We start from the raw sequence: 19,484 nt of genomic DNA on the forward strand, positions 1-19,484 counted from the left end.
GTTGCCCCCAGAACAGGCGCAACGTTTTTTTAATTATTTCACAAGGACTTTTCTCAGCGCGATTGGTGCAAAAATCGTCGTGACTAGGATAATAATTGCCAATTCAGAATACGCATCCTGACCAATAACGTGAGCTTGCAAGCCGATATTAGCCACAATCAAGGCCATTTCACCACGTGACACCATCCCCAAACCAATGACATTGGCATCATAATAACTCATACCGGTCATTTTGGCACCTAATCCAGAACCGACCCACTTTGTCAAAATAGCGGCTAATGACATCACGAGTAGCAGCCCCCACTTATCACCAAATCCGTCAAATGAAATCTTTAAGCCGATACTTGCAAAAAAGATTGGAATAAATAGGCCGTACCCAATCGGCACCATCTCAGACATCATCTTGTGAGCTTGTGGTAGGTTGGCAATGGCCACCCCGATAAAGAATGACCCAACCACAGCAGAAATACCAGCAAACTCAGCAACTGTGCCGGCGCCCAAAGCCAGCAACATCCCAACCAAACCACTCATAGCTGGCAAACTCATGGTCGTTGCCACCCGTACAAATGTTGGCAACACATAGCGACTCACAACATATAACCCCACGAAAAAGCCAATTGCTAATAGACCTTGGAGCCAAAGTGGTTGCTGATGATCAGCTTGACCACCGAAAATCGCAATGAAGCCAGACAAGCTCGCAACTGCTAAAATATCATCCGCTACGGCTGCACCAAGAATGGTCACCCCGGCTCTTGTTTTGAGTTGGCGATATTCATTTAAGACTTCCGCCGTAATTGAGACTGATGTCGCGGCAAACACCACACCCCAAAATATCGCTTGTTTCGTATCAAAATGATACGCTTGGGCGAGGAAGTAAAAGACCACCATCGGGAAGACGGCGCCTAAAACGGCTACCATCAGTGACGGCTTGATGTTTGCTTTTAATTGCTTGATATCGGTTTCCAGTCCGACAATAAACATCAAAATCATAACCCCGATTTCAGCCATAAATTCAATACTATGCGAAATCTGAACAATGTTCAACAAACTCGGCCCCAGTACCACGCCCGCTAACAATTGGCCAACAACAATCGGCATCCCGATGCGTTGTGCCCCTAAGCCCATGATAATGGCTGCGGCTAACATTAAAAATAAATCTAAATAAAATGTCATATTCCCTTGCTGTATTGCGTGCTGCAATACATCCTTTCTACATGATTGTACTGGTTTTATCAGATAACAAAAAGAGCAAACACAAAAAACTAACGTTGCTCCCCCACAAACGTTCGCCTTGAGTGTTTACTCAACCAGTTTAACGATTCAATTATTTTTCTGCTGCTTCACGTGCTAGTTTTGCCGCATTGGCTGCTGCCATTTCGGCACTAGCTGCTGCATTATCACGATAAATGTGCTGATCAGCAGCAACAGCCGCATAGACACGCGCCAATTCGCGATCTAACACCTCACGCACTTCATCAGTCGCATGAGTTTCCATCAACATTTGTCGCAAAGCTGACGCATGCGCAAAGCCACGCAAATAAATCTTAAAGTAACGCTTCAAAGCTTCAAAATGCTTGGGCGTTACCGTAGCATTTACCTCATCAAATAAGTCTAATTGCAACTTTAACAAGGCAATTGATTCTTCCAAAGTATGTTGGCGCGGACTTTTTTCAAACGCATAAGGGTTTTCAAAAATACCACGACCGATCATAATCCCGTCAACGCCTGGATGGGCTTTAGCTAACGCTTCCCCTTCGGCACGTGACTTGATATCACCATTGATTTGGAGCAATGTGTTTGGCGCAATGGCATCACGCATCGCCACGATTTCATCAATTAATTCAAAATGTGCGGGTGCTTTTGACATTTCTTTGCGCGAACGCAAGTGAACCGTCAACACCGCAACATCTTGCTGCAAAATCACGGGCAACCAGTCACGGAATTCCATGGGATCATAAAAGCCGAGACGTGTCTTAACTGACACTGGTAGCCCAGATTCTTTGGCAGCCGAGACGAGTTGTGCTGCCAAATCTTGGTGGCGAATCAAATCTGACCCAGCACCGTTTTTAACGACAGTTGGATCAGGACAACCCATGTTCAAATCAACTGCTCGATAACCCATGTCGGGCAATAATTTTGCTGCCCCAGCAATATCTTCTGGTCGTGAGCCCCAAATTTGCGCCACTGGTTGTGTTTCGTTTTCAGCGACGGCCAAACGCCCTTGCACGGAAAACTTTGCTTTGGGATGAATCATTGAACTTGCGTTCGTAAATTCTGTAAAGTAAACATCAGGGGCACCAGCTTTTTCAACCACACGACGGAAAATCGTATCCGTCACGGCCTCCATTGGTGCCAAACTGAAGAATGGTCGCTTTTCAGACGAGTCATGGCCTTTTTGTGCATTAGCCACAACTTCGTCCCAGAAAAGCGGTTGCGGAGACGATTGCGTCATGAAGATTTCTCCTTATTTAATGTAAGTCAACACATACTATCATACCATATTTCGAGATAAATCTCAAAAACGCTGCTCACAGCTTAAATGCGCTCATCTTTTTGCAGGGCGCTTAGCGTATAAAAGGATCCCGTCACCACAATCAATGCCTGTGATGATTCACGGACCCGCATGGCCAATGAAATCGCAGCCGAAGCATCATTGGCAATCTCAACTTCGACTTTCGGGTAGGTCATAATAATGGTAGCAGCCAATTCTTCCGCTGACAAAGCCCGCGATTTATTTTTCGGCGTGACGGTGATCACCCGCTGGACAACTGGAATAATTTCATCCAACATTTCATGGTAGTCTTTATCTTTTAAGACCCCTAAAATTAACGTGGGTTTGATTTTCAAATGCCAAGCATTTAACGCCGCCACCAAACCGGTGATCCCGTCAACATTATGGGCGGCATCAAATAAAATGTTTTTTTCTGGGTGATAGTTCATCCGACCAATCAAGCTCACGTTGGCTAAGCCGGCCTGCGTTTTCTCAGTAGTAAACGTATACCCCATTGTTTTCAAAGCGGCTTTAATTTGTAAGACAATCCCAAAATTATGTACCTGAAACGCCCCAGGCATACTTAAAAAATAACCTGGTGTGCCATTAATAATAAGATCCACACCGGCTGGCGTCGTGTTGGCAATAATAATTTGATCTGGTGTATGCTCAAACCACTTAGCGCCAACCGCCTCAGCCTGCGCCTTTAAAACACGATGCACAGTCAAGTCTTGGCCGGCATAATCAATCACCACGGTCCCTGGTTTGATAATGGCCGCTTCGTTTTCAGCGATATCTTGGAGACTACGGCCAATCGTGAGCTGGTGATCAACACTAATTTTAGTAAAAACAGTCAACATCGGGGTGGCAATCGCATTCGTTGCATCTCTTAATCCGCCCAAACCTGCTTCAAAAATAACAAAATCGACTGCATTATCGACAAAATGCAACAGTGAAATGACGGTAAAATACTCAAAATACGTCAAATGATCGGCAGATACCCCATGGCGTTTAAAACAAGCCACCAGATCTTGATAATGACGGAGAAAATCACTTTTTGAAATCATCTCATCATCAACGGTGATTTGCTCACGATCTGACAGAATGTAAGGACTCGAAAAATGGCCATAAGAATAGCCATTAGCCTGTAAAATAGCCCCCAGCATAGCACCTGTAGAACTCTTGCCATTCGTGCCGGCAATGTGGATGATCTTGAGTTTTTGGTCTGGATGCCCAAGCCATGCTAATACTTCTTTCACCACCGCCACACGTGTATCGTCTAACACATGCCAGTGATTATCCAAACTGTTAATCACCCGCTTATAGTTTGCTGCAACCCGTGCGGCACGCCGCTCTCCCAATTTAGCCACATCCAGCCTCCGACAATTAATATGCCCTTAATTTTATCACATGTCACCGCAAATATTACCTTGTGCAGCAAATAATTTGCAATCAAAAAAGACGATTTACATCGTCTTTGGAAAATCGGTAAATATGGCATAAGCGCCCCAATCAGCTAACCGCTGTGCCATCGCTTCATCGTTAACTGTCCATACATTGACACCCAACTGATTAGCTAATAACAGTTGAACGGCCGCTTCAGTGAGGCCATTAACATCAGGATGGACGTAGGTGGCACCAACCGAACGTGCGAGCGCGACCGTGTTATCTGAAATTGGCTCTGCCAGTAACAGTCCAATCGCAATTTTTGGCATTAGTTCATGAAATTTTTTAAGTAATTTCACATCAAAACTCGACACAATAATCTGATTTTCACGATTAATGCGATGAATAGCTTGATGCAAACGCATAAGATAAAAATTCTGCTGCTCACCGCGGACATTCGTCTTGAGCTCAAAGTTCACATTGATGTGATGTTCATTGATAAAATCAATTAGCCAATCCAACGTGACGATGCGTTCTCCAGTAAATGCTGGCGCAAACCATTGTCCAAAATCAAGCTTTTGTAACCCCATCAGTGAATTGTGATTGACCGTCCCATTGCCATTTGAAGTGCGATCGACTTTACTATCATGAATCAACACCAGATGACCATCAGACGTCATATCAATATCAGTTTCTAACCAATTGACCCCAAGGGGTAACATCAGTTCAAACGCGGCCCGCGTATTTTCGGGTGCTTGAGCAGATATACCGCGATGCGCAATTTTTATCATGCGTCTTCCTCACTTTTTTAAATGATTTGCAGCATTATAAGCTGCCAGCGCTTGATTAGTCGCATCTTCAGCCACTTGAAGACTTTTATCAATCGGCGCCCCGTTGGCAATGGATTGCATCGCCGTTTCCATATTAGTCCGAGCAATTGGCATAATTGGCACCAACGGCCCAGCTGTTACTGGATTTTTTTGACTGGTTGCGAGTTGTTGCGTCGCAACACCCAAATTAGGATCTTTAGCGACCGCGGTGGTGATCTGCGGCAAATCTTTGGCGTGCTTGTTCACGGCAAGATACCCTGTTGCCAAACGCCATTGGGCTTGTGATTCGGCCGATGCCATGAATTTCAAGAAGTCCGCCGTGCCTTGTTTGACTGTTGCGGGTTGGTTCTTATTTGCCCACAACGCCGCCCCACCTAACGCGAGCCCGTTGCGTGGCACACCATCAGCATGTGGCAAATACGTCACACCGAGTTTAAACTTAGCATTGGCTTGCAAGTCACCAGTTGACGCTGACGATTGCATGAAAATCCCCAACTTGCCTGCTAAAAACGCTGTCTGTTGGTTCGCTTCGGCAATGTCACCGGACCCGTAATTCACAAATGACTTATCCTGAATAGCTTGCGTCATAAATTGCATTAAACGCTTCGCTGCCGGCGTATTAAGATTAATTTTTGTCGCATACTGGCCAGCTGCGCGACCATTGTCATGATTGGCCAACAGTTGATTTTGGTTAGCGGTTAATTCTTCAAATAACCAACCGTACGCTTCAATCGTCATCCCCTTGGTTTGGCCACCCGTCTTGTCAGTAATTGCTTTGGCCAAATTCAAGACGTCCGTATAGCTGGGATCTTGTGGCAAAGGTGTTAAGCCTAACTGCTTGACGAGACCTTTATTATAATACAAAACTGGCGTTGATGAATTAAAAGGCATGGCTTGCAGCTGCTGATTGACAGTATAGTAGCGCGCAATATTATCTTCAATTTGATCCGTTGTTTGCGCGGTTAATAACTGATTCATAGGTATCGTGCTTTTCGTGGCTAACATCGTACTTGTGGCAATTTCTTGGGCTTGCACAATCGCTGGTGCTGCTGAAGATTGCGCCACGTTTAAATATTTTGGCAAGGACTCTGTATAGGCACCTTGATATTCCGGTACGACCGTGTATTTGCTTTGTGACGCATTATATTTGGCCACTAATTGCTTCAAAGCAGCGGCCGGTTTGCCACCCATCGAATGCCAGAAAACAATGGTTGTGCGTTGATTAGCACTGGCTGTTGGTGTTTTGCCATGGGTAATGCCGATGACAATCACAGCCAGTATCGTCAGACATACGATTATAATGGTGGTCACTTTTTTCATCATGATTTCACCGCCCCGTCAATTAATCCTGATTTAAAGGCTTTTTGTGATACTAACAAGACTGCCAAACTTGGGAGCATCATTAAAATGGCGCTAGCCATGATGAGGCCCCAAGAATTAACCGCCTCAGTCGCTTGTAACTGGCGTAGGCCGATTTGTACCGTGCGGACGTTATCACTATAACTGGTGATCAGTGGCCAAAGATACATATTCCAAGTCGTCAAAAATGAATACGCTGCCAAGGTCAGCAAACTCGTTTTGGCGTAAGGTAAGACGGCGCGGTATAAAAATTGAGCATGGCCAATACCTTCGACTAACGCTGATTCACGTAACGCCATGGGAACCTGCATAAACGCCTGTCGCAATAAAAATGTGCCAAACGCGGTGGCAAAAAATGGCAATGCCAATGCGGCATAATGATTTAAAAACCCAAGCCAACGTAACGTTTGAAAGTTTGGAATTAATTGTGCTTCAAACGGGAGCATCATCGTTGCAATAAAAGCATAAAAGATAACATTTTTACCTTTAAATGGGATAAAGACAAATGCGTAAGCGGCTAGTGCTGAAAAAACAACCTGCCCCACCATGACCAAACTCGCCACCACAAATGAATTGAATAAATACCGCAAAATCGGTGTTTGTGTCAGCGCTTGGCGATAATTATCAAAAGACAACGCGGTTGAAAAATATTGGCCGTTTAAAATCGCTGTATTTGGCAGTAACGAAACCCAAACGCCCACCAGTACCGGCGCAAAAATCAAGAATGACAGGCATAGTAAGAGCGTATAACGCCAGATTTTTTCTTGTGTTGGTATAATCATTGATACATCACCCGCTTTTCTGTGAGTTTGAATTGCGCCATGGTCACCAGCGCAATCAAAAGCGCTAAAATAATCGATTCCGTCGAGGCTTTGCCAATATTGAGGTTCACAAAAGCATCCCGATAAATCTGATAAACAATCAAATTCGTATGATTATTTGGGCCGCCTTTGGTCAATAAATCCACTTGTCCAAACGTCTGAAAGGCATTAATCATCGTCACCGTGGCCACAAAAAACAAAGTGGGACTAATGTGAGGGAGCGTAATATAGCGAAACTTAAGCCAAGGTGTAATCCCTTCAATTTCAGCCGTTTCGTATAAATGGGTTGGCACATTTTCTAATGCACCAGAAATAGCCAAGAAAGCAAACCCGACATTCATCCACACAACCGTCAAAATCACAGCAACCAATGCCCAGACGTTACCAGTCAGCCAGTGAATCGGCGGTAAATGTAAGGCGTTTAGGATCATATCAGATACGCCAGTCGTTGGTTGAAAGAAGAACAACCATAAAACTGACGCCACGGACACTGAAACACCCATCGTTGACGCAAATAAAGTTCTAAAAATGACCGTCCCGCGCAAATGCTTACGAGCCAAATTTGCTAAAGCTAACGCACAAATCGTGGTCAAGCTAGTCACGGCAACCACAAATATTAAAGTCACGCCTAAACTTGTCAAAAAGACCGGATCTTTAAGAATCGTCGTATAATTTGCAAAACCAACAAATTTAACCGGCTCTCCTAACGCGTTGGTTAAAAAGAAGCTATAATAAACGGTTTTAACCAGCGGATAAAAAATAAAGACGCCAAGAAAAATAAGAGACGGTGTGAGAAAACCCAGGGCCACCAAATGCGTTCTCAGCGCTTGGCGCCAGCGTTGCTTGGTGCCTACTTGGTGATAAATTGCCGGTGTTACTTGTGCCATATCACACCCCCACCGTGGCGAGCATTTTGCCAGCCAAATCAAAATAGTGCAATGCTGATCGTGGGACATACAGCGTGATAAATTGTTGCGCCGTCAGATCATGTTGGCCAGCAATTTTAAATTGCAAGGATTCTTCTCGGCCGTTAATTGTCCCAAACAATAAGGTTTCCGACCCGATTTGTGTCACCGTTGTGACCCAGAAATCAATCGCTAAATCATCCGCATTTTCAGGTGTGAGTCGGGCTGCTTCTGGTCGAATGCCAACCAAAGCATCCGGATCGTAGGACGTATCAATGACAACCCCGTGATTTTGCCAGTCCGTCACGCCAGGTAGCACATTCATTTTTGGTGTCCCAAAGAACTGGGCCACAAACGTATTGGCTGGTAGTTGATAAAGCTGCATCGGCGTACCAATTTGTTGCACCACCCCATCATTTAAAATCATCACCCGATCTCCCATCGTCATGGCTTCGGTCTGATCATGGGTAACGTAGACCACCGTGATGCCGAGTTTACGTTGCAAGGCTTTAATGTCATAACGCATACTTTCTCGTAATTGGGCATCTAGGTTGGAGAGCGGTTCGTCCATTAAAATGATCTCTGCGCCGGATACAATACTCCGCGCTAAGGCCACGCGTTGACGCTGACCACCGGACAATTCACGCGGATAGCGATACGCATAATCGGTCATATTGACCATCTCTAAGGCATCGGATAGCCGTTGAAGCTGGGTAGCGCTGTCTACCTTCCGGGCTTTTAATCCAAAAGTAATGTTATCAGCGACGGTCATATTGGGATAAAGCGCATAGTTTTGAAACACCATGGACAAATGACGGGCCTTTGGTGGCAAATCATTCATACGCTCCCCATCAATGATTAAATCACCATCAGTAATGGGTTCTAAGCCAGCAATCATTCTTAAAAGGGTTGATTTACCCGACCCAGATGGGCCAACCATCACAAAAAACTCACCTGGCATAATCGACACCGTGACATCTTTAATCACCGCTTCTTGCTGCTGATCATAGACTTTTTGTAGTCGTTTCAACTCAATCATACAAATCCCTACCTTTCCTAATGGTTTAATCGTAACAAGACCATGTCAACACCAAGTCAGCTAAATGATTAAAATATGTAAACAATTGTAAAGCGTCAGCCAACAAAAAAAGCCAAGATGATAACATCTTGGCTTTTTGCAACGGTTAATACCCCTTATCTAAATTCACAACATTATAAGTTAGGCTGCCATCAGCAACAAAACCTGGGATATTTTTCTTAAATAACCGAAAGAGACCACCTGTCCGGCCATAGTTTTCATGTTCACCCCAACTGGTATGCTGCGTTAACAAAATCTGTGGTCGTTCAAACAAGGGATGGTGTGTTGGCAAAGGTTCAGGGGTCGTGACATCAAGGGCCGCAAAGCGCACACGCGAATCATCAATTGCCGCTAACAAGGCGTCTTGATCTAAAGTCGTACCACGGCCAATGTTAACAAAGAGGAACAATTCATTCACTTGTTCAAAAAAGTATTCATCAAAGAAGTTTTCTGTGTCTTTTGTGCCTGGCAGCCCATCCACAACAACGCGAGCTTTTGAAAGCCCCTCTTGATAATTTGTAATCGGATAAACTTCATCAAAGCCTGGCACAGCACGGCCTGTCGTGTTGACACCATAAACAGTGCCCCCAAATCCTTTAATTTGCGCTGCAATTTGCTGCCCAATGCGACCCGTTCCAAAAACTAAGACCGGCAGTTCACTAACCATATACTGATCGGTAAACGGTTCCCAGTGTTGTCGGGTCGCGTACACATTTAAACCACGGGCAAAATATAAAATGTAACTCAACACCGTTTGTGCAATGGGTTCGGCTTTCAGACCACTCGCATTGGTCACCATAATGCCGCGTTCTTTAAGGGTTTGTAAGGGTAAATAGTCCACGCCGGCCGATTGGGTCTGAATCCATTTCAATTTTGAATCTGGCTGAGCCAGTATCTTATCGCCAATGCGATTATCCCAAGCATAGCTAATCACAACATCGGAAATTTGTGCATCAGTAATCGTGTCTGGCGTCACAACGTCAATATCGTGTTCAGCCAAAAACGCACGATCTTCTTCACTAATGGCTTTCACTGCTAGAAGTAACATCTGATTTTCTCCAATCTGTTTTCTAGTGCTATCATAACGCATTATTTTCTAACGGTTCGCGTGATTTTAATGAGTTTTAAATTAAAATGTTGACATTTAATTATCTTCGTGCCATAATTTAAAACAACAAATCAAAGGAAATAAAACGATGTACTTATCAGCAACTGACAACTTCACAATCGTCATTAAGATCAACGCCGTCATTATTATGTGACTTCTCGCTGGTCTGTTTTCGCTACCAGTCGAGAAGGTTTCTCGACTGGCGCGGAATTGTTGTTGACAACATTTTCAAGAGGCGCTAGTACCCCACTAGCGCCTCTTTTCTTTTTGATTTAATGGCACTGTACTACTGTTACGTTGGCGAGCACGTCAACAGTCCACCACGGAGGAGAATCACATGGATCTAACTGCAAATGCAACCCCAACAATGGCCGAAGACGCCATATCACTGACCGACAAAAAGGTCAAACCACAGACATTTAGAGACGTGGTGTTTGACGTTTCTACTGGCATTTCTAATGCAATTTTAGCGGTGCTTGGCATGGGCCTCCTGATGGCTTCCTTAGGCAATTTATTCCATTACACACCACTTATCCAAGCCGGCCTGATGGGGCAAAAAATGTTAGCCCCCGCCCTAGGTGTAGGTATTGCCATTATGATGCGCGCCAACATCTTAACGACTGGTGCTGCGCTGATTGCGGCAACAGTCGGCTCAAACGCAGTTTACTTCACGACAACAGTTGTGCCTGGCACCCATACCGCAACTGGTTGGTTAGCCAATCAGCCAGCTGGTTCGTTAGTGATGACATCAGGACAACCCATCTCGGCGGTCCTTGCGGCGATTTTAGCCGTCTTGGTTGGCAACTGGCTAACTGGTAAAACACCACTCGACATGATGCTGGTCCCTTTGGCGGCAACACTAGCTGGTACGTTCTTTGGTCTCGGGACAGCCGCCGTTACAACGCCGTTCTTGAACTGGGTTTCTGAATCACTGGCTTCAACCATGAAAGTGAATCCATTCCTTGGCGCCTTTGTTGTCGCTGTCGTTTGGTTCCTCTTCTTAATGACACCCGCTTCTTCAGCAGCATTGGCCATTGCCGTCATGCTCGATCCGCTTTCCGGTGGCGCTGCCATGATTGGCACCACAGCTGGTTTCGTTGTTTATACGGCCATGGGTTGGACACAAAATGATCTTGGGGCCAATTTTGCCCAAACGATTGTGACACCAAAAGTCCAATTTCCAAACCTATTGAAGAGCCCATTGTTAATGTTTGGCCCCGCCTTTATTGCCGGCTTGTCTGCCATGGTGGCGGTTGGGGTTTTCCATTTGAAAGTGCCATTTGCCATCGCCGGTCTTGGTTTAAACGGCTTCATTGCCCCATTGGCACTGGCTTCAACCAATCCGACGGGCCTCTTATTGTTGGTCGTCTTTGGGATCGTTATCCCAGTGGTTGCCTGCATGGTCATGTATTATAGCCTGAAGAAAATGGGTAAAACGCATGAAAATGATTTACATTTAGATGTTGTTTAATTTTTAATGACGCGTTATAGTAGAATTATTATAATTTTATCAGAAAGAAGAATAGATTATGTCACAAAAGAAAGCACAACCCTCTGATTTCAACTGGTCTGAACTTGGTTTCGCCTACCATGACCTGCCCTACCGTTTCCGTGCCTACTATAAAGACGGCAAGTGGAGTGAAGGCGGCCTAGAAACCGACTCAAATTTGCCAGTCAATGAAGCAGCCACGGGCCTTCATTATGGCCAAAATATTTTTGAAGGCCTCAAGGTTTATCGGCGTAAAGATGGTGGTGCTAATCTATTCCGCCCTGATCGTAATGCCAAGCGATTCCAAGATTCAGCTGCTCGTTTGATGATGGCCCCCGTACCTGAAGAATTATTCCTCCGTGGATTACGTGAAGTGACCAAGGCAAACCAAGACTTTATTCCACCTTATGGCACAGGTGCGACGCTTTATCTGCGTCCCTTCGAATTCGGTGGTGGCCCAGTGGTTGGGGTGCATCCTGCTGACAATTATGTCTTTGAAGTTTACGCCACACCAGTAGGTGCCTACTATAAGGGTGGTTTAACGCCAACTGCTTATGTGACAAATCATTATGATCGTGCCGCCCATGGCGGCACAGGGGCAGCTAAGGCTGGTGGTAACTACGGTGCTTCTATGATTGCTGGTCATGAAGCGCATGCAGCTGGTTACTCTGATGTGGTCTACCTTGACCCACGTTTGCATGAAAATATTGAAGAACTCGGGTCAGCTAACTTCTTTGGCATTACCAAAGATGGGCGTTTCTTAACACCAAAGTCCCCTTCAATCTTGCCATCAGTTACCAAGTATTCATTGTTGGCTGTGGCTGAAGAACTTGGCCTTAAGGCGGAAGAAACAACGATTTCAATCAATGATTTAGATCAATTTGCAGAAGCTGGTGCCATGGGGACAGCCGCTGTCATCTCACCGGTTGGTTCAATTACACACAACGGTAAAAAGCACGTCTTCTATTCAGAAACAGAAGTTGGACCATGGACGCAAAAGTTGTATGACCGCCTCACAGCGATTCAATATGGCGATGAGAAAGGCCCTGAAGGTTGGGCTGTTGATGTCCCACTTGATTAAATACCAAAACCTAGACTTAACGTCTAGGTTTTTTAATTTGTTGACATTTTTTCTGATTAACCTGTTGACAACTTTTTTTCGAGTTGGTATACTAATATAGTTGTCTGATACAGATCAGACATTACTGACCATGGCTCGTTGGTCAAGTGGCTAAGACGCTGCCCTTTCACGGCGGAATCGAGAGTTCGATTCTCTCACGAGCTATATCAAGTCGCAACTTCGGTTGCGGCTTTTTATGTGTCTTTTTAATCAAAAAATAACAGCCTTGTCGGCTGTTATTTTTGTTTAATGACGAAAGCGCGTTTCCCGGGCTTTTTATTATTTGACTTGGCCGTTTTGTGAGCAATCGGCGGTTTTGTAACCCGCTTTTCCTTTTCTGAATTCGATTTACGACGCTGGTTGCGGCGTGAGCGATTCGCATTTTTAGGTCGCGCTTCTTGTTCTAGCGGTCGTGGATTGACATTTTCTAGCACAAAGTACGGTGCCCCAAAGTTCACATATTCATAAAGATAATCTTGTAGGGCTTCAATTTTATCATCATTGGCAACGTTTTTATCATTGCGATAAAAACCCTTCAAACGTAATTGTTCAGCAGAAATATCACCGACAATATAGTCATATTGCGCCAACAATGGCGTGTAACGCACCGCAAGCATATCAAGGTCGAATGCCGACTTAAAATCTTCCACCAGTTCAAGTGTTAAGCGGTCAATTTCAATTTCATCCCCTTCTCGGGTAATGGCATACGCCTGTTTACGTTCTGCCTGTTGTAGTAAAGTCCGTTCTTTCAAAGTATCGCGATCCATGTTGTCAACCGCCTTTCATATTTTTAAACATGCGCATATTTTGCTTGATAATACTGCCCCATGAGTTCACGTAACAATAAGTCTTGCGCAATGGTTACTGATGCTTGTTGAATCACTGGAAAAAAAGGGACCCATTTATAGTGATCAAGTGTTGCAATTTGATATTGTCGCGCGGGGTCAAGTTTATGGCCATCAAGCCAAATTTGACCGTGCCGATCACGATCTAATCCACTAAATCGCATATACCCAAACACCTTACCACGAAAACCACTGCCTTTGACCGGTAACATCGCCAGTTCGGCCTGCTGGTCGCTAATGGTCGTCACTAACTGACTAATCTCGTCACCCGACAGTGTCATCACCATAGGGTTGATGGCATGTGGCATACTTTCAAGTAGTTCATAGTCACTCAGCTCACCTGCTGGTAACTCATCCACAAACATACCGGTTGAGACCATTGCAATTGGTACATTAAAATACGCTTTTAGTGCACGCAACGCATCATAACTCTGCTCATCAGCTGAAATATCACGTGGCAAACGGGTCACAACGCGCTGTTTTAACAGTGATTGCCCCGTCTGTAACCAACCGTGCACCGCTGAATAATCATCATCAGCCTCTGCCATTTCATAAGTCGGTGTTACCTGCGCTTGTTGGGACACAATCTGATGATTGCGCAACGTCAAGGTAATATCGCCAACATGGTTCCCATAGCGACCTGCTGCTGCCAACAAAGTCCCATTAACCATTTTACCATGTGGCAGCAAATGATGGGTATGCGCACCAATCACAACGTCAATAGGGTATTTTGCCCCAATTTTTTCATCGGTCGGCAACCCTAAATGCGATAATAACACGACCACATCGGCCTGTGCCCGCAATGTCGGCAACAATGCCTGAATCGTTTCGTCAACAGCCTGCGGATACCAACCAAGCATTGGATAAGTTAACGTATACGGTGCTGTTAAGGCAAAGACCCCCACCCGTGTCCCAGCCGGCGTGGTCATGATTTTATATGGCTTCGCCCACGATGGCTGTTCGCCTGCTGGTGAGGCTTTTAAATTGCTCAAAATTACATCAAAATTGGCGTCTTGATACAACGTTGCCATCGCCTCATGCGGTAAAACTAAGCCCTCATTATTGCCAATTGTCACGCCATCATAATGCACTTGATTCATTAGTGCGACATTTCCTTGACCCATCGTGGCATCAGTGAGCGGATGTAGGCGATCGATGGCATCCCCAATATCAAACGTATAGTGCGTCGTTGGAGCTGCTTGTGCGTCTAACAAAAAACGCTGAATCCGCGGCCAATTTTCAAGGTGCGAATGCACATCATTGGTGTGTAATAAATGAATGGTTTCAGTTGCCATCGGTCTCCTTTCTACTCTCTGTCATGATGTTATTGTCGTTGTAAATAATCGCGTCGTTTACCTAAAATAATCGCGACCACTTCTGCCTCACTTAACGGTGCGCCAAAAGGCACACTGTCTGTCGGTAAATAATCACGATCGGGTGAATCAATCCCGACGTTAATATTTTCTTTATGGTGGATGCTAGCATGATGAATATGACCATGTAAGTTGATCTTATTCTTAGTCAAACCAAATAACAACGGATAATGTGTTAAAAAGACTTCGTAGTGGGCAAATTTCATGCGCGTACCGACTTCATGGACGCTAAATTTTGGCCGTCCCTTGTCGTCTATGTCATTATGCGCCAATAAATATTTCAAAAACGCTGACGTGTCGTGATTACCTTTGATCAGCACCAGCCGGCCATTAAGCCGTTGCAAATAGACCAACATTTCCGCCATCATTTGCTTCGCTGGTCGATCAACTGCCAGCATGATATCACCTAAATGATACACCGTATCGGTTGATTTTACCCGCGCATTCCAATTAGCAACAATGGTTTCATTCATTTGGTCAACGGTCACAAATTGCTCTCGTGGCGCAAAAAAGCCCCCATACAGTAAGTCACGATGAAAAAAATGGGTATCAGCCGTAAAGAAATTCATCTCGTCCCTCTTCTACCACAATGGGCAAAAAGACGTTGCGTTGAGCAACGTCTTAATGCGCCAATTGATACAAATAATCTGAAAAATCTTGCAAATTTGCTGGAAAGGCGTTTAACCCCCAAATAATCCGTTCCTGCGCACCAGGGGCTTTAAACCTAACCCCCCACTCATCATTTAAGCTCGGATCCGGATAAGCAGGGCCACGGTAAGCCGTCATCCATGTCTCAAGATATTGCCAAGCAGTCTCAGCAATATCATCCCACTGTGCAGTCATATCCAACCAGTCTTCGCGGTAACGCCAATTAAATGGCTCACCAGCCGCATTAAAATGCGGATTGTAAAAATCAAAGTCTGGATCTGTAATATTTTTAACAGGTTGCGTCTTATCTGCAATTTGTAAAAAGGCATGCCCTTCATGGCGCTTAAGATAAACGTAGTCAAAACCCGTTGCCAAGTTACCACGATAGAAAACCAAAAAATCTAATCGCCGACTTGCCATATTATGCCTCAATCACTAGCAAGTCCTTAGGCAAACTTGCCGTTAAGTTTTCATAACCAGTTGGTGTCACAATCACATCGTCTTCGATCCGCACGCCACCCTTACCAGCTAAGTAAATTCCTGGTTCAATCGTGAGTAAGTGACCAGCTTGCATTTCATCACTTGAACGCGCACTTAGCGCTGGCCCTTCATGAATGTCTAAGCCCACACCATGACCTGTTGAGTGGTTGTAGGCTTCGCCATAACCATGTTCAGTAATGTATTCACGCGCGACACGGTCAACTTCACTACCAGAAATACCTGGCTTAATCACATCAATGGCATTTTCATTCGCTTGCTTGACAATATGATAAATTTTTTGCAATTCTTCATCCACTTCGCCAATCGCAATGGTCCGTGTAATATCTGATGTGTAATCATCAACATAGTAACCAAAGTCAATCGTCACCAATTCACCAGGTGCAATCACTTTATCAGTGGCTTCCCCATGAGGCAAGGCCGCACGATAACCAGATGCCACAATCGTATCAAATGACGCTTTTTCTGCGCCATAAAACTTTTGCAAACGATCCAATTCATTCGCCACTTGACGTTCTGTCATACCAGGCTTAATGAAAGCCATCAAATCATTAAAGGCCTTAATTGAGGCATCTGCTGCACGGCGTAGCGCAGCCAATTCAGCTTCATCTTTCACTTCACGAAGTGCTTCAATCGCTTCTGGTACGGCATCAAAGCTGATATCAGCTGGTAGGAGTTCATCCATCACATCATAAACAGCATAAGGCATGCTGGCCTCAAAGCCCAACCGCTTAATGCCAAATTCAACCGCTGTTTGAGCGGCTGCTTCATAATACGCCCGTGTGACCATAAAATCGACCCCTTCAGGCAAACGATCCTTATAGTCTTCTTCATAGCGGGCATCAGTAATCAGACGTGCCCGATTGGGACCAACCACGACCACACCATCGCCAGTGCCACCGTCAAACCCTGTCAAATACTTTGTGTTGGCGCCTTGATAGACCACCAACCCATCGAGATCGAGCTTTTTTAAGAGTTTTTGTAATTTAGCAATGCGTGATTCAAAATAGTTCGTCATATCGCAACACATCCTTTTTATTTAATCGATGCTTCTATTATAACACAATCTCATAATTATTAATTTAAGCTCATAAAAAAGACACAACCTTAATTGGTTGTGTCTTTTAATCGAAATTACTTAGCAGCTGCCAAGATTTCGTTGTATTGTTCACGTGTGTAAACAGATACTTGGCGCTTGTCACGACCCTTACGTTCGAACTTAACAACACCGTCTGTCAAAGCAAACAATGTGTCATCGCCACCCTTTTTAACGTTCACACCTGGATAGATGTGTGTACCACGTTGGCGATAAATGATTGAGCCAGCCTTCAAAGCTTGTCCGTCAGCAACCTTAGTTCCTAGACGACGACCAGCTGAATCACGACCGTTGGCTGAAGATCCGCCACCCTTGTGGTGCGCGAACATTTGTAAGTTTTCTTGATTCATCAACATAAGTCTATTTCTCCTTTACAAGTAATGATTACGCGATTGAATCAATCTTCACGCGTGTATATGGTTGGCGGTGGCCTTGCTTAGAATGCATGTTCTTCTTGGCCTTGTACTTGAAAGTGATAACCTTCTTTTGCTTACCTTGCTTTTCAACAGTACCAGTAACCTTAGCACCGTCAACGAAAGGTGTTCCAACCTTGCCATCAACCAAAACAACTTGGTCAAAAGTTACCTTTTCACCTTCAGCTGCATCCAACTTTTCGACGAAGATTGTGTCGCCTTCAGCGACCTTATATTGCTTGCCGCCTGTAACAATAACTGCGTATGCCATTATTGAATTCTCCTTATACTTAGACTCACCATCCCAGGCGGGCCGGCTCTAGTCCGACACGTACTTCAACCTGTTCTGAGTGGTTGTAGCTCTGCTAACAACTTTTCAATTATAACAAATCTTAAACATTTCGTCAAGAACGGGCATCACAATCTCAATTGGTCATGTCAAAATCAAACAAATTTAAACCAGTTTGACTTACCGCAGTGGTATTCACGCGCAAAATATCCGTGAATTCCTGCAAGAGCGCGACTTGATCTAAATCCATATTATCTAACAACCATTTTGAGATTAAGGCCCAAAAGGCGCCGATGACCGCTTCCCACTGATAGACCATTTGCCGATGATACGCCTCATCTTCAAGGTTGCCGAGTTGCGTCAACATTTGCGTTCGCATACGTGACATCAAGGTGGCAAAATAAATCCCATCACTATGCAAATTCAACACCGCATTATAAAAGGCAGCGCGGGCACTAATCGCCTGAATCATTTTAGCGACACGGAATTGACCTTGAATATGTTGGGTAAATTCGACCAATAAGTTATTATTCACTTCTGAAATCAAATGTTCCTTATTTTTGTAGTACTTATAAAAAGTACCCCGCGTCACTTGCGCACGGCTCAAAAGTGTGGTGATTGAAAAATCCGGTTGGCTCGTAATTAAGCTTACCGTTGCTTCTTCAATCGCTTTTTTGGTTCTTAAAACACGAGCATCTTCTCTTTTAACCATTCCACTTCTCCATACGCAACAAGTCGTTCTTACTCGTCGTTTCTTGCACCAATTTTATAGATAGCTGATTCAATATTAAGATCTGTTTTCATTTGTTTGACGATATCTGCCCGTTGCGCTGAACTCTTATTCAAGGCATTCACCGATAGCGTTATAATTGTATCAAACTTATCATGAAATCGTGACGCCACACTACCATCAATGTTGTAGTGACCCTTTTGCGCGGCATGCACAATCGTGATAATGCCCTGATCGCCATAGAAAGCATCGCGTAAGGCTTGTGCATCAGCACTACTCAAGTTCTCGCTATTATCTTTAATAATCACATTGCCGGCGTTTTCAATGGCAGTCATTGTCTTTGGCTTATTATAATCAAACCGATCCAACGTTTGTACGAAATCTTTAATTTCACGCTGCGAGCGTTGTAATTGTTTATAGTCCGACTTTGGCATCGAAACACCAGCGTACTTGGGTTGCTGATTTGCGATAAACAATGCGGATAATAGCACAACGACGATCACGCCAAGGGCAATAAATGCTTTTCTCATGAGTTACTTCTCCATGTCTTCATTGTATATAGTATACTATGAATTTCTAATGAACAAAATAGGCGCATTCATTCTTTATCAATCGCGTCATTTATGCTATGATATTAATTGTATTGCGCTGGTAGCTCAGCTGGATAGAGCAGCCGGTTTCTACCCGGCAGGTCGAGGGTTCGACTCCCCCCCAGCGCATTTTCACCGCTTTACCACAATTGTTGGTAGAGCGGTTTTTAATTGTGAAAACCCTTGATACGTCAGGGTTTTGAGTGTTCACAAGAGTATAATTAAATTCATTTAAATTCACTATTTTTATAGTTTATGGCTACAAAATGGCTACAATGGCTACACAAAAAAAGACCCAACCAGGGAGTGTTCATTCACTGTTATCAAGGCGCTGACAACCATTTGTAGCAAATGTGTACCAAAACAAAATTCAGAAACCATCCAACACAACCGAATTAACGGTCAGTTTTTTATC

Annotated in this window: 20 protein-coding genes, 2 tRNA genes and 1 other annotated feature; of the genes, 4 read left to right on the plus strand and 18 right to left on the minus strand. The window is 44.5% G+C overall.

What is annotated here, in order from left to right:
- Positions 1-33 precede the first annotated feature (33 nt).
- From FGL80_RS07550 to FGL80_RS07590, 9 genes are all read right to left on the minus strand, one after another.
- Positions 34-1,173, minus strand: coding sequence for a cation:proton antiporter (locus FGL80_RS07550; protein ID WP_055307765.1), 1,140 nt, complete (start codon positions 1,171-1,173; stop codon positions 34-36).
- A 151-nt stretch (positions 1,174-1,324) separates the two neighbouring features.
- Complete coding sequence (locus tag FGL80_RS07555; RefSeq protein WP_055307764.1) at positions 1,325-2,452, minus strand: tRNA dihydrouridine synthase; 1,128 nt, start codon at positions 2,450-2,452, stop codon at positions 1,325-1,327.
- A gap of 83 nt (positions 2,453-2,535) precedes the next feature.
- Positions 2,536-3,861 (minus strand): bifunctional folylpolyglutamate synthase/dihydrofolate synthase, encoded by a 1,326-nt coding sequence (locus tag FGL80_RS07560; protein ID WP_010000588.1) that lies wholly within the window; start codon positions 3,859-3,861, stop codon positions 2,536-2,538.
- Positions 3,862-3,957: 96 nt separating this feature from the next.
- Positions 3,958-4,668: a glycerophosphodiester phosphodiesterase family protein gene (locus tag FGL80_RS07565; protein ID WP_055307763.1), complete on the minus strand. Its 711-nt coding sequence runs from the start codon at positions 4,666-4,668 to the stop codon at positions 3,958-3,960.
- A 9-nt stretch (positions 4,669-4,677) separates the two neighbouring features.
- Positions 4,678-6,030: an ABC transporter substrate-binding protein gene (locus FGL80_RS07570; protein ID WP_147001918.1), complete on the minus strand. Its 1,353-nt coding sequence runs from the start codon at positions 6,028-6,030 to the stop codon at positions 4,678-4,680.
- Complete coding sequence (locus FGL80_RS07575; RefSeq protein ID WP_055307761.1) at positions 6,027-6,848, minus strand: carbohydrate ABC transporter permease; 822 nt, start codon at positions 6,846-6,848, stop codon at positions 6,027-6,029. Before FGL80_RS07575 ends, FGL80_RS07570 begins: the two co-directional genes overlap by 4 nt.
- A complete protein-coding gene (locus tag FGL80_RS07580; RefSeq protein ID WP_055307760.1) occupies positions 6,845-7,774 on the minus strand; it encodes a carbohydrate ABC transporter permease in 930 nt (309 codons plus the stop codon). The genes FGL80_RS07575 and FGL80_RS07580 overlap by 4 nt, the downstream gene beginning before the upstream one ends.
- 1 nt (position 7,775) lies before the next feature.
- Positions 7,776-8,831, minus strand: coding sequence for an ABC transporter ATP-binding protein (locus FGL80_RS07585; protein WP_055307759.1), 1,056 nt, complete (start codon positions 8,829-8,831; stop codon positions 7,776-7,778).
- 145 nt (positions 8,832-8,976) lie between these two features.
- Positions 8,977-9,918 carry an NAD(P)-dependent oxidoreductase gene (locus FGL80_RS07590; protein WP_147001919.1) on the minus strand — a complete coding sequence of 314 codons (942 nt, stop codon included), beginning with the start codon at positions 9,916-9,918 and terminating at the stop codon, positions 8,977-8,979.
- A 397-nt stretch (positions 9,919-10,315) separates the two neighbouring features.
- Between FGL80_RS07590 and FGL80_RS07595 the strand changes: the two genes are divergently transcribed.
- The 3 genes from FGL80_RS07595 to FGL80_RS07605 all read left to right on the plus strand — a co-directional run bounded on the left by FGL80_RS07595 (position 10,316) and on the right by FGL80_RS07605 (position 12,752).
- The gene (locus tag FGL80_RS07595) at positions 10,316-11,449 is read left to right on the plus strand and encodes a PTS sugar transporter subunit IIC (RefSeq protein WP_055307757.1); all 1,134 of its coding nucleotides are present in this window, start codon (positions 10,316-10,318) and stop codon (positions 11,447-11,449) included.
- A 58-nt stretch (positions 11,450-11,507) separates the two neighbouring features.
- On the plus strand, positions 11,508-12,548 hold the full coding sequence (locus FGL80_RS07600; protein WP_010000593.1) for a branched-chain amino acid aminotransferase: 1,041 nt from the start codon (positions 11,508-11,510) through the stop codon (positions 12,546-12,548).
- A 132-nt stretch (positions 12,549-12,680) separates the two neighbouring features.
- A tRNA-Glu gene (locus tag FGL80_RS07605) sits at positions 12,681-12,752 on the plus strand.
- 71 nt (positions 12,753-12,823) lie between these two features.
- Here the strand turns inward: FGL80_RS07605 and FGL80_RS07610 are convergent.
- The 9 genes from FGL80_RS07610 to FGL80_RS07650 all read right to left on the minus strand — a co-directional run bounded on the left by FGL80_RS07610 (position 12,824) and on the right by FGL80_RS07650 (position 19,009).
- Positions 12,824-13,354, minus strand: a complete 531-nt coding sequence (locus FGL80_RS07610) for a YutD family protein (RefSeq protein WP_055307756.1) — start codon at positions 13,352-13,354, stop codon at positions 12,824-12,826.
- A 23-nt stretch (positions 13,355-13,377) separates the two neighbouring features.
- Complete coding sequence (locus FGL80_RS07615) at positions 13,378-14,727, minus strand: bifunctional metallophosphatase/5'-nucleotidase (RefSeq protein WP_147001920.1); 1,350 nt, start codon at positions 14,725-14,727, stop codon at positions 13,378-13,380.
- A gap of 29 nt (positions 14,728-14,756) precedes the next feature.
- The gene (locus FGL80_RS07620; RefSeq protein ID WP_055307754.1) at positions 14,757-15,374 is read right to left on the minus strand and encodes a metallophosphoesterase family protein; all 618 of its coding nucleotides are present in this window, start codon (positions 15,372-15,374) and stop codon (positions 14,757-14,759) included.
- 52 nt (positions 15,375-15,426) lie between these two features.
- Positions 15,427-15,873, minus strand: a complete 447-nt coding sequence (locus FGL80_RS07625) for a hypothetical protein (RefSeq protein WP_055307753.1) — start codon at positions 15,871-15,873, stop codon at positions 15,427-15,429.
- Position 15,874: 1 nt separating this feature from the next.
- Positions 15,875-16,969: a M24 family metallopeptidase gene (locus tag FGL80_RS07630; protein WP_055307752.1), complete on the minus strand. Its 1,095-nt coding sequence runs from the start codon at positions 16,967-16,969 to the stop codon at positions 15,875-15,877.
- A 116-nt stretch (positions 16,970-17,085) separates the two neighbouring features.
- A complete protein-coding gene (rpmA, locus tag FGL80_RS07635; RefSeq protein WP_010000600.1) occupies positions 17,086-17,403 on the minus strand; it encodes a 50S ribosomal protein L27 in 318 nt (105 codons plus the stop codon).
- 28 nt (positions 17,404-17,431) lie between these two features.
- Positions 17,432-17,731, minus strand: coding sequence for a 50S ribosomal protein L21 (rplU, locus tag FGL80_RS07640; protein ID WP_010000601.1), 300 nt, complete (start codon positions 17,729-17,731; stop codon positions 17,432-17,434).
- Between the two features lie 11 nt (positions 17,732-17,742).
- Positions 17,743-17,826, minus strand: a sequence feature (ribosomal protein L21 leader region).
- 59 nt (positions 17,827-17,885) lie between these two features.
- A complete protein-coding gene (locus FGL80_RS07645; RefSeq protein WP_055307751.1) occupies positions 17,886-18,461 on the minus strand; it encodes a TetR/AcrR family transcriptional regulator in 576 nt (191 codons plus the stop codon).
- A 29-nt stretch (positions 18,462-18,490) separates the two neighbouring features.
- Positions 18,491-19,009, minus strand: coding sequence for a hypothetical protein (locus tag FGL80_RS07650; protein WP_010000604.1), 519 nt, complete (start codon positions 19,007-19,009; stop codon positions 18,491-18,493).
- 115 nt (positions 19,010-19,124) lie between these two features.
- Here FGL80_RS07650 and FGL80_RS07655 point away from each other — a divergent pair.
- Positions 19,125-19,198: transfer RNA gene (locus tag FGL80_RS07655), tRNA-Arg, on the plus strand.
- Positions 19,199-19,484: the final 286 nt, after the last annotated feature.

Origin of the sequence: Leuconostoc lactis, from assembly GCF_007954625.1 — a bacterium.
Lineage (GTDB): Bacteria > Bacillota > Bacilli > Lactobacillales > Lactobacillaceae > Leuconostoc > Leuconostoc lactis_A.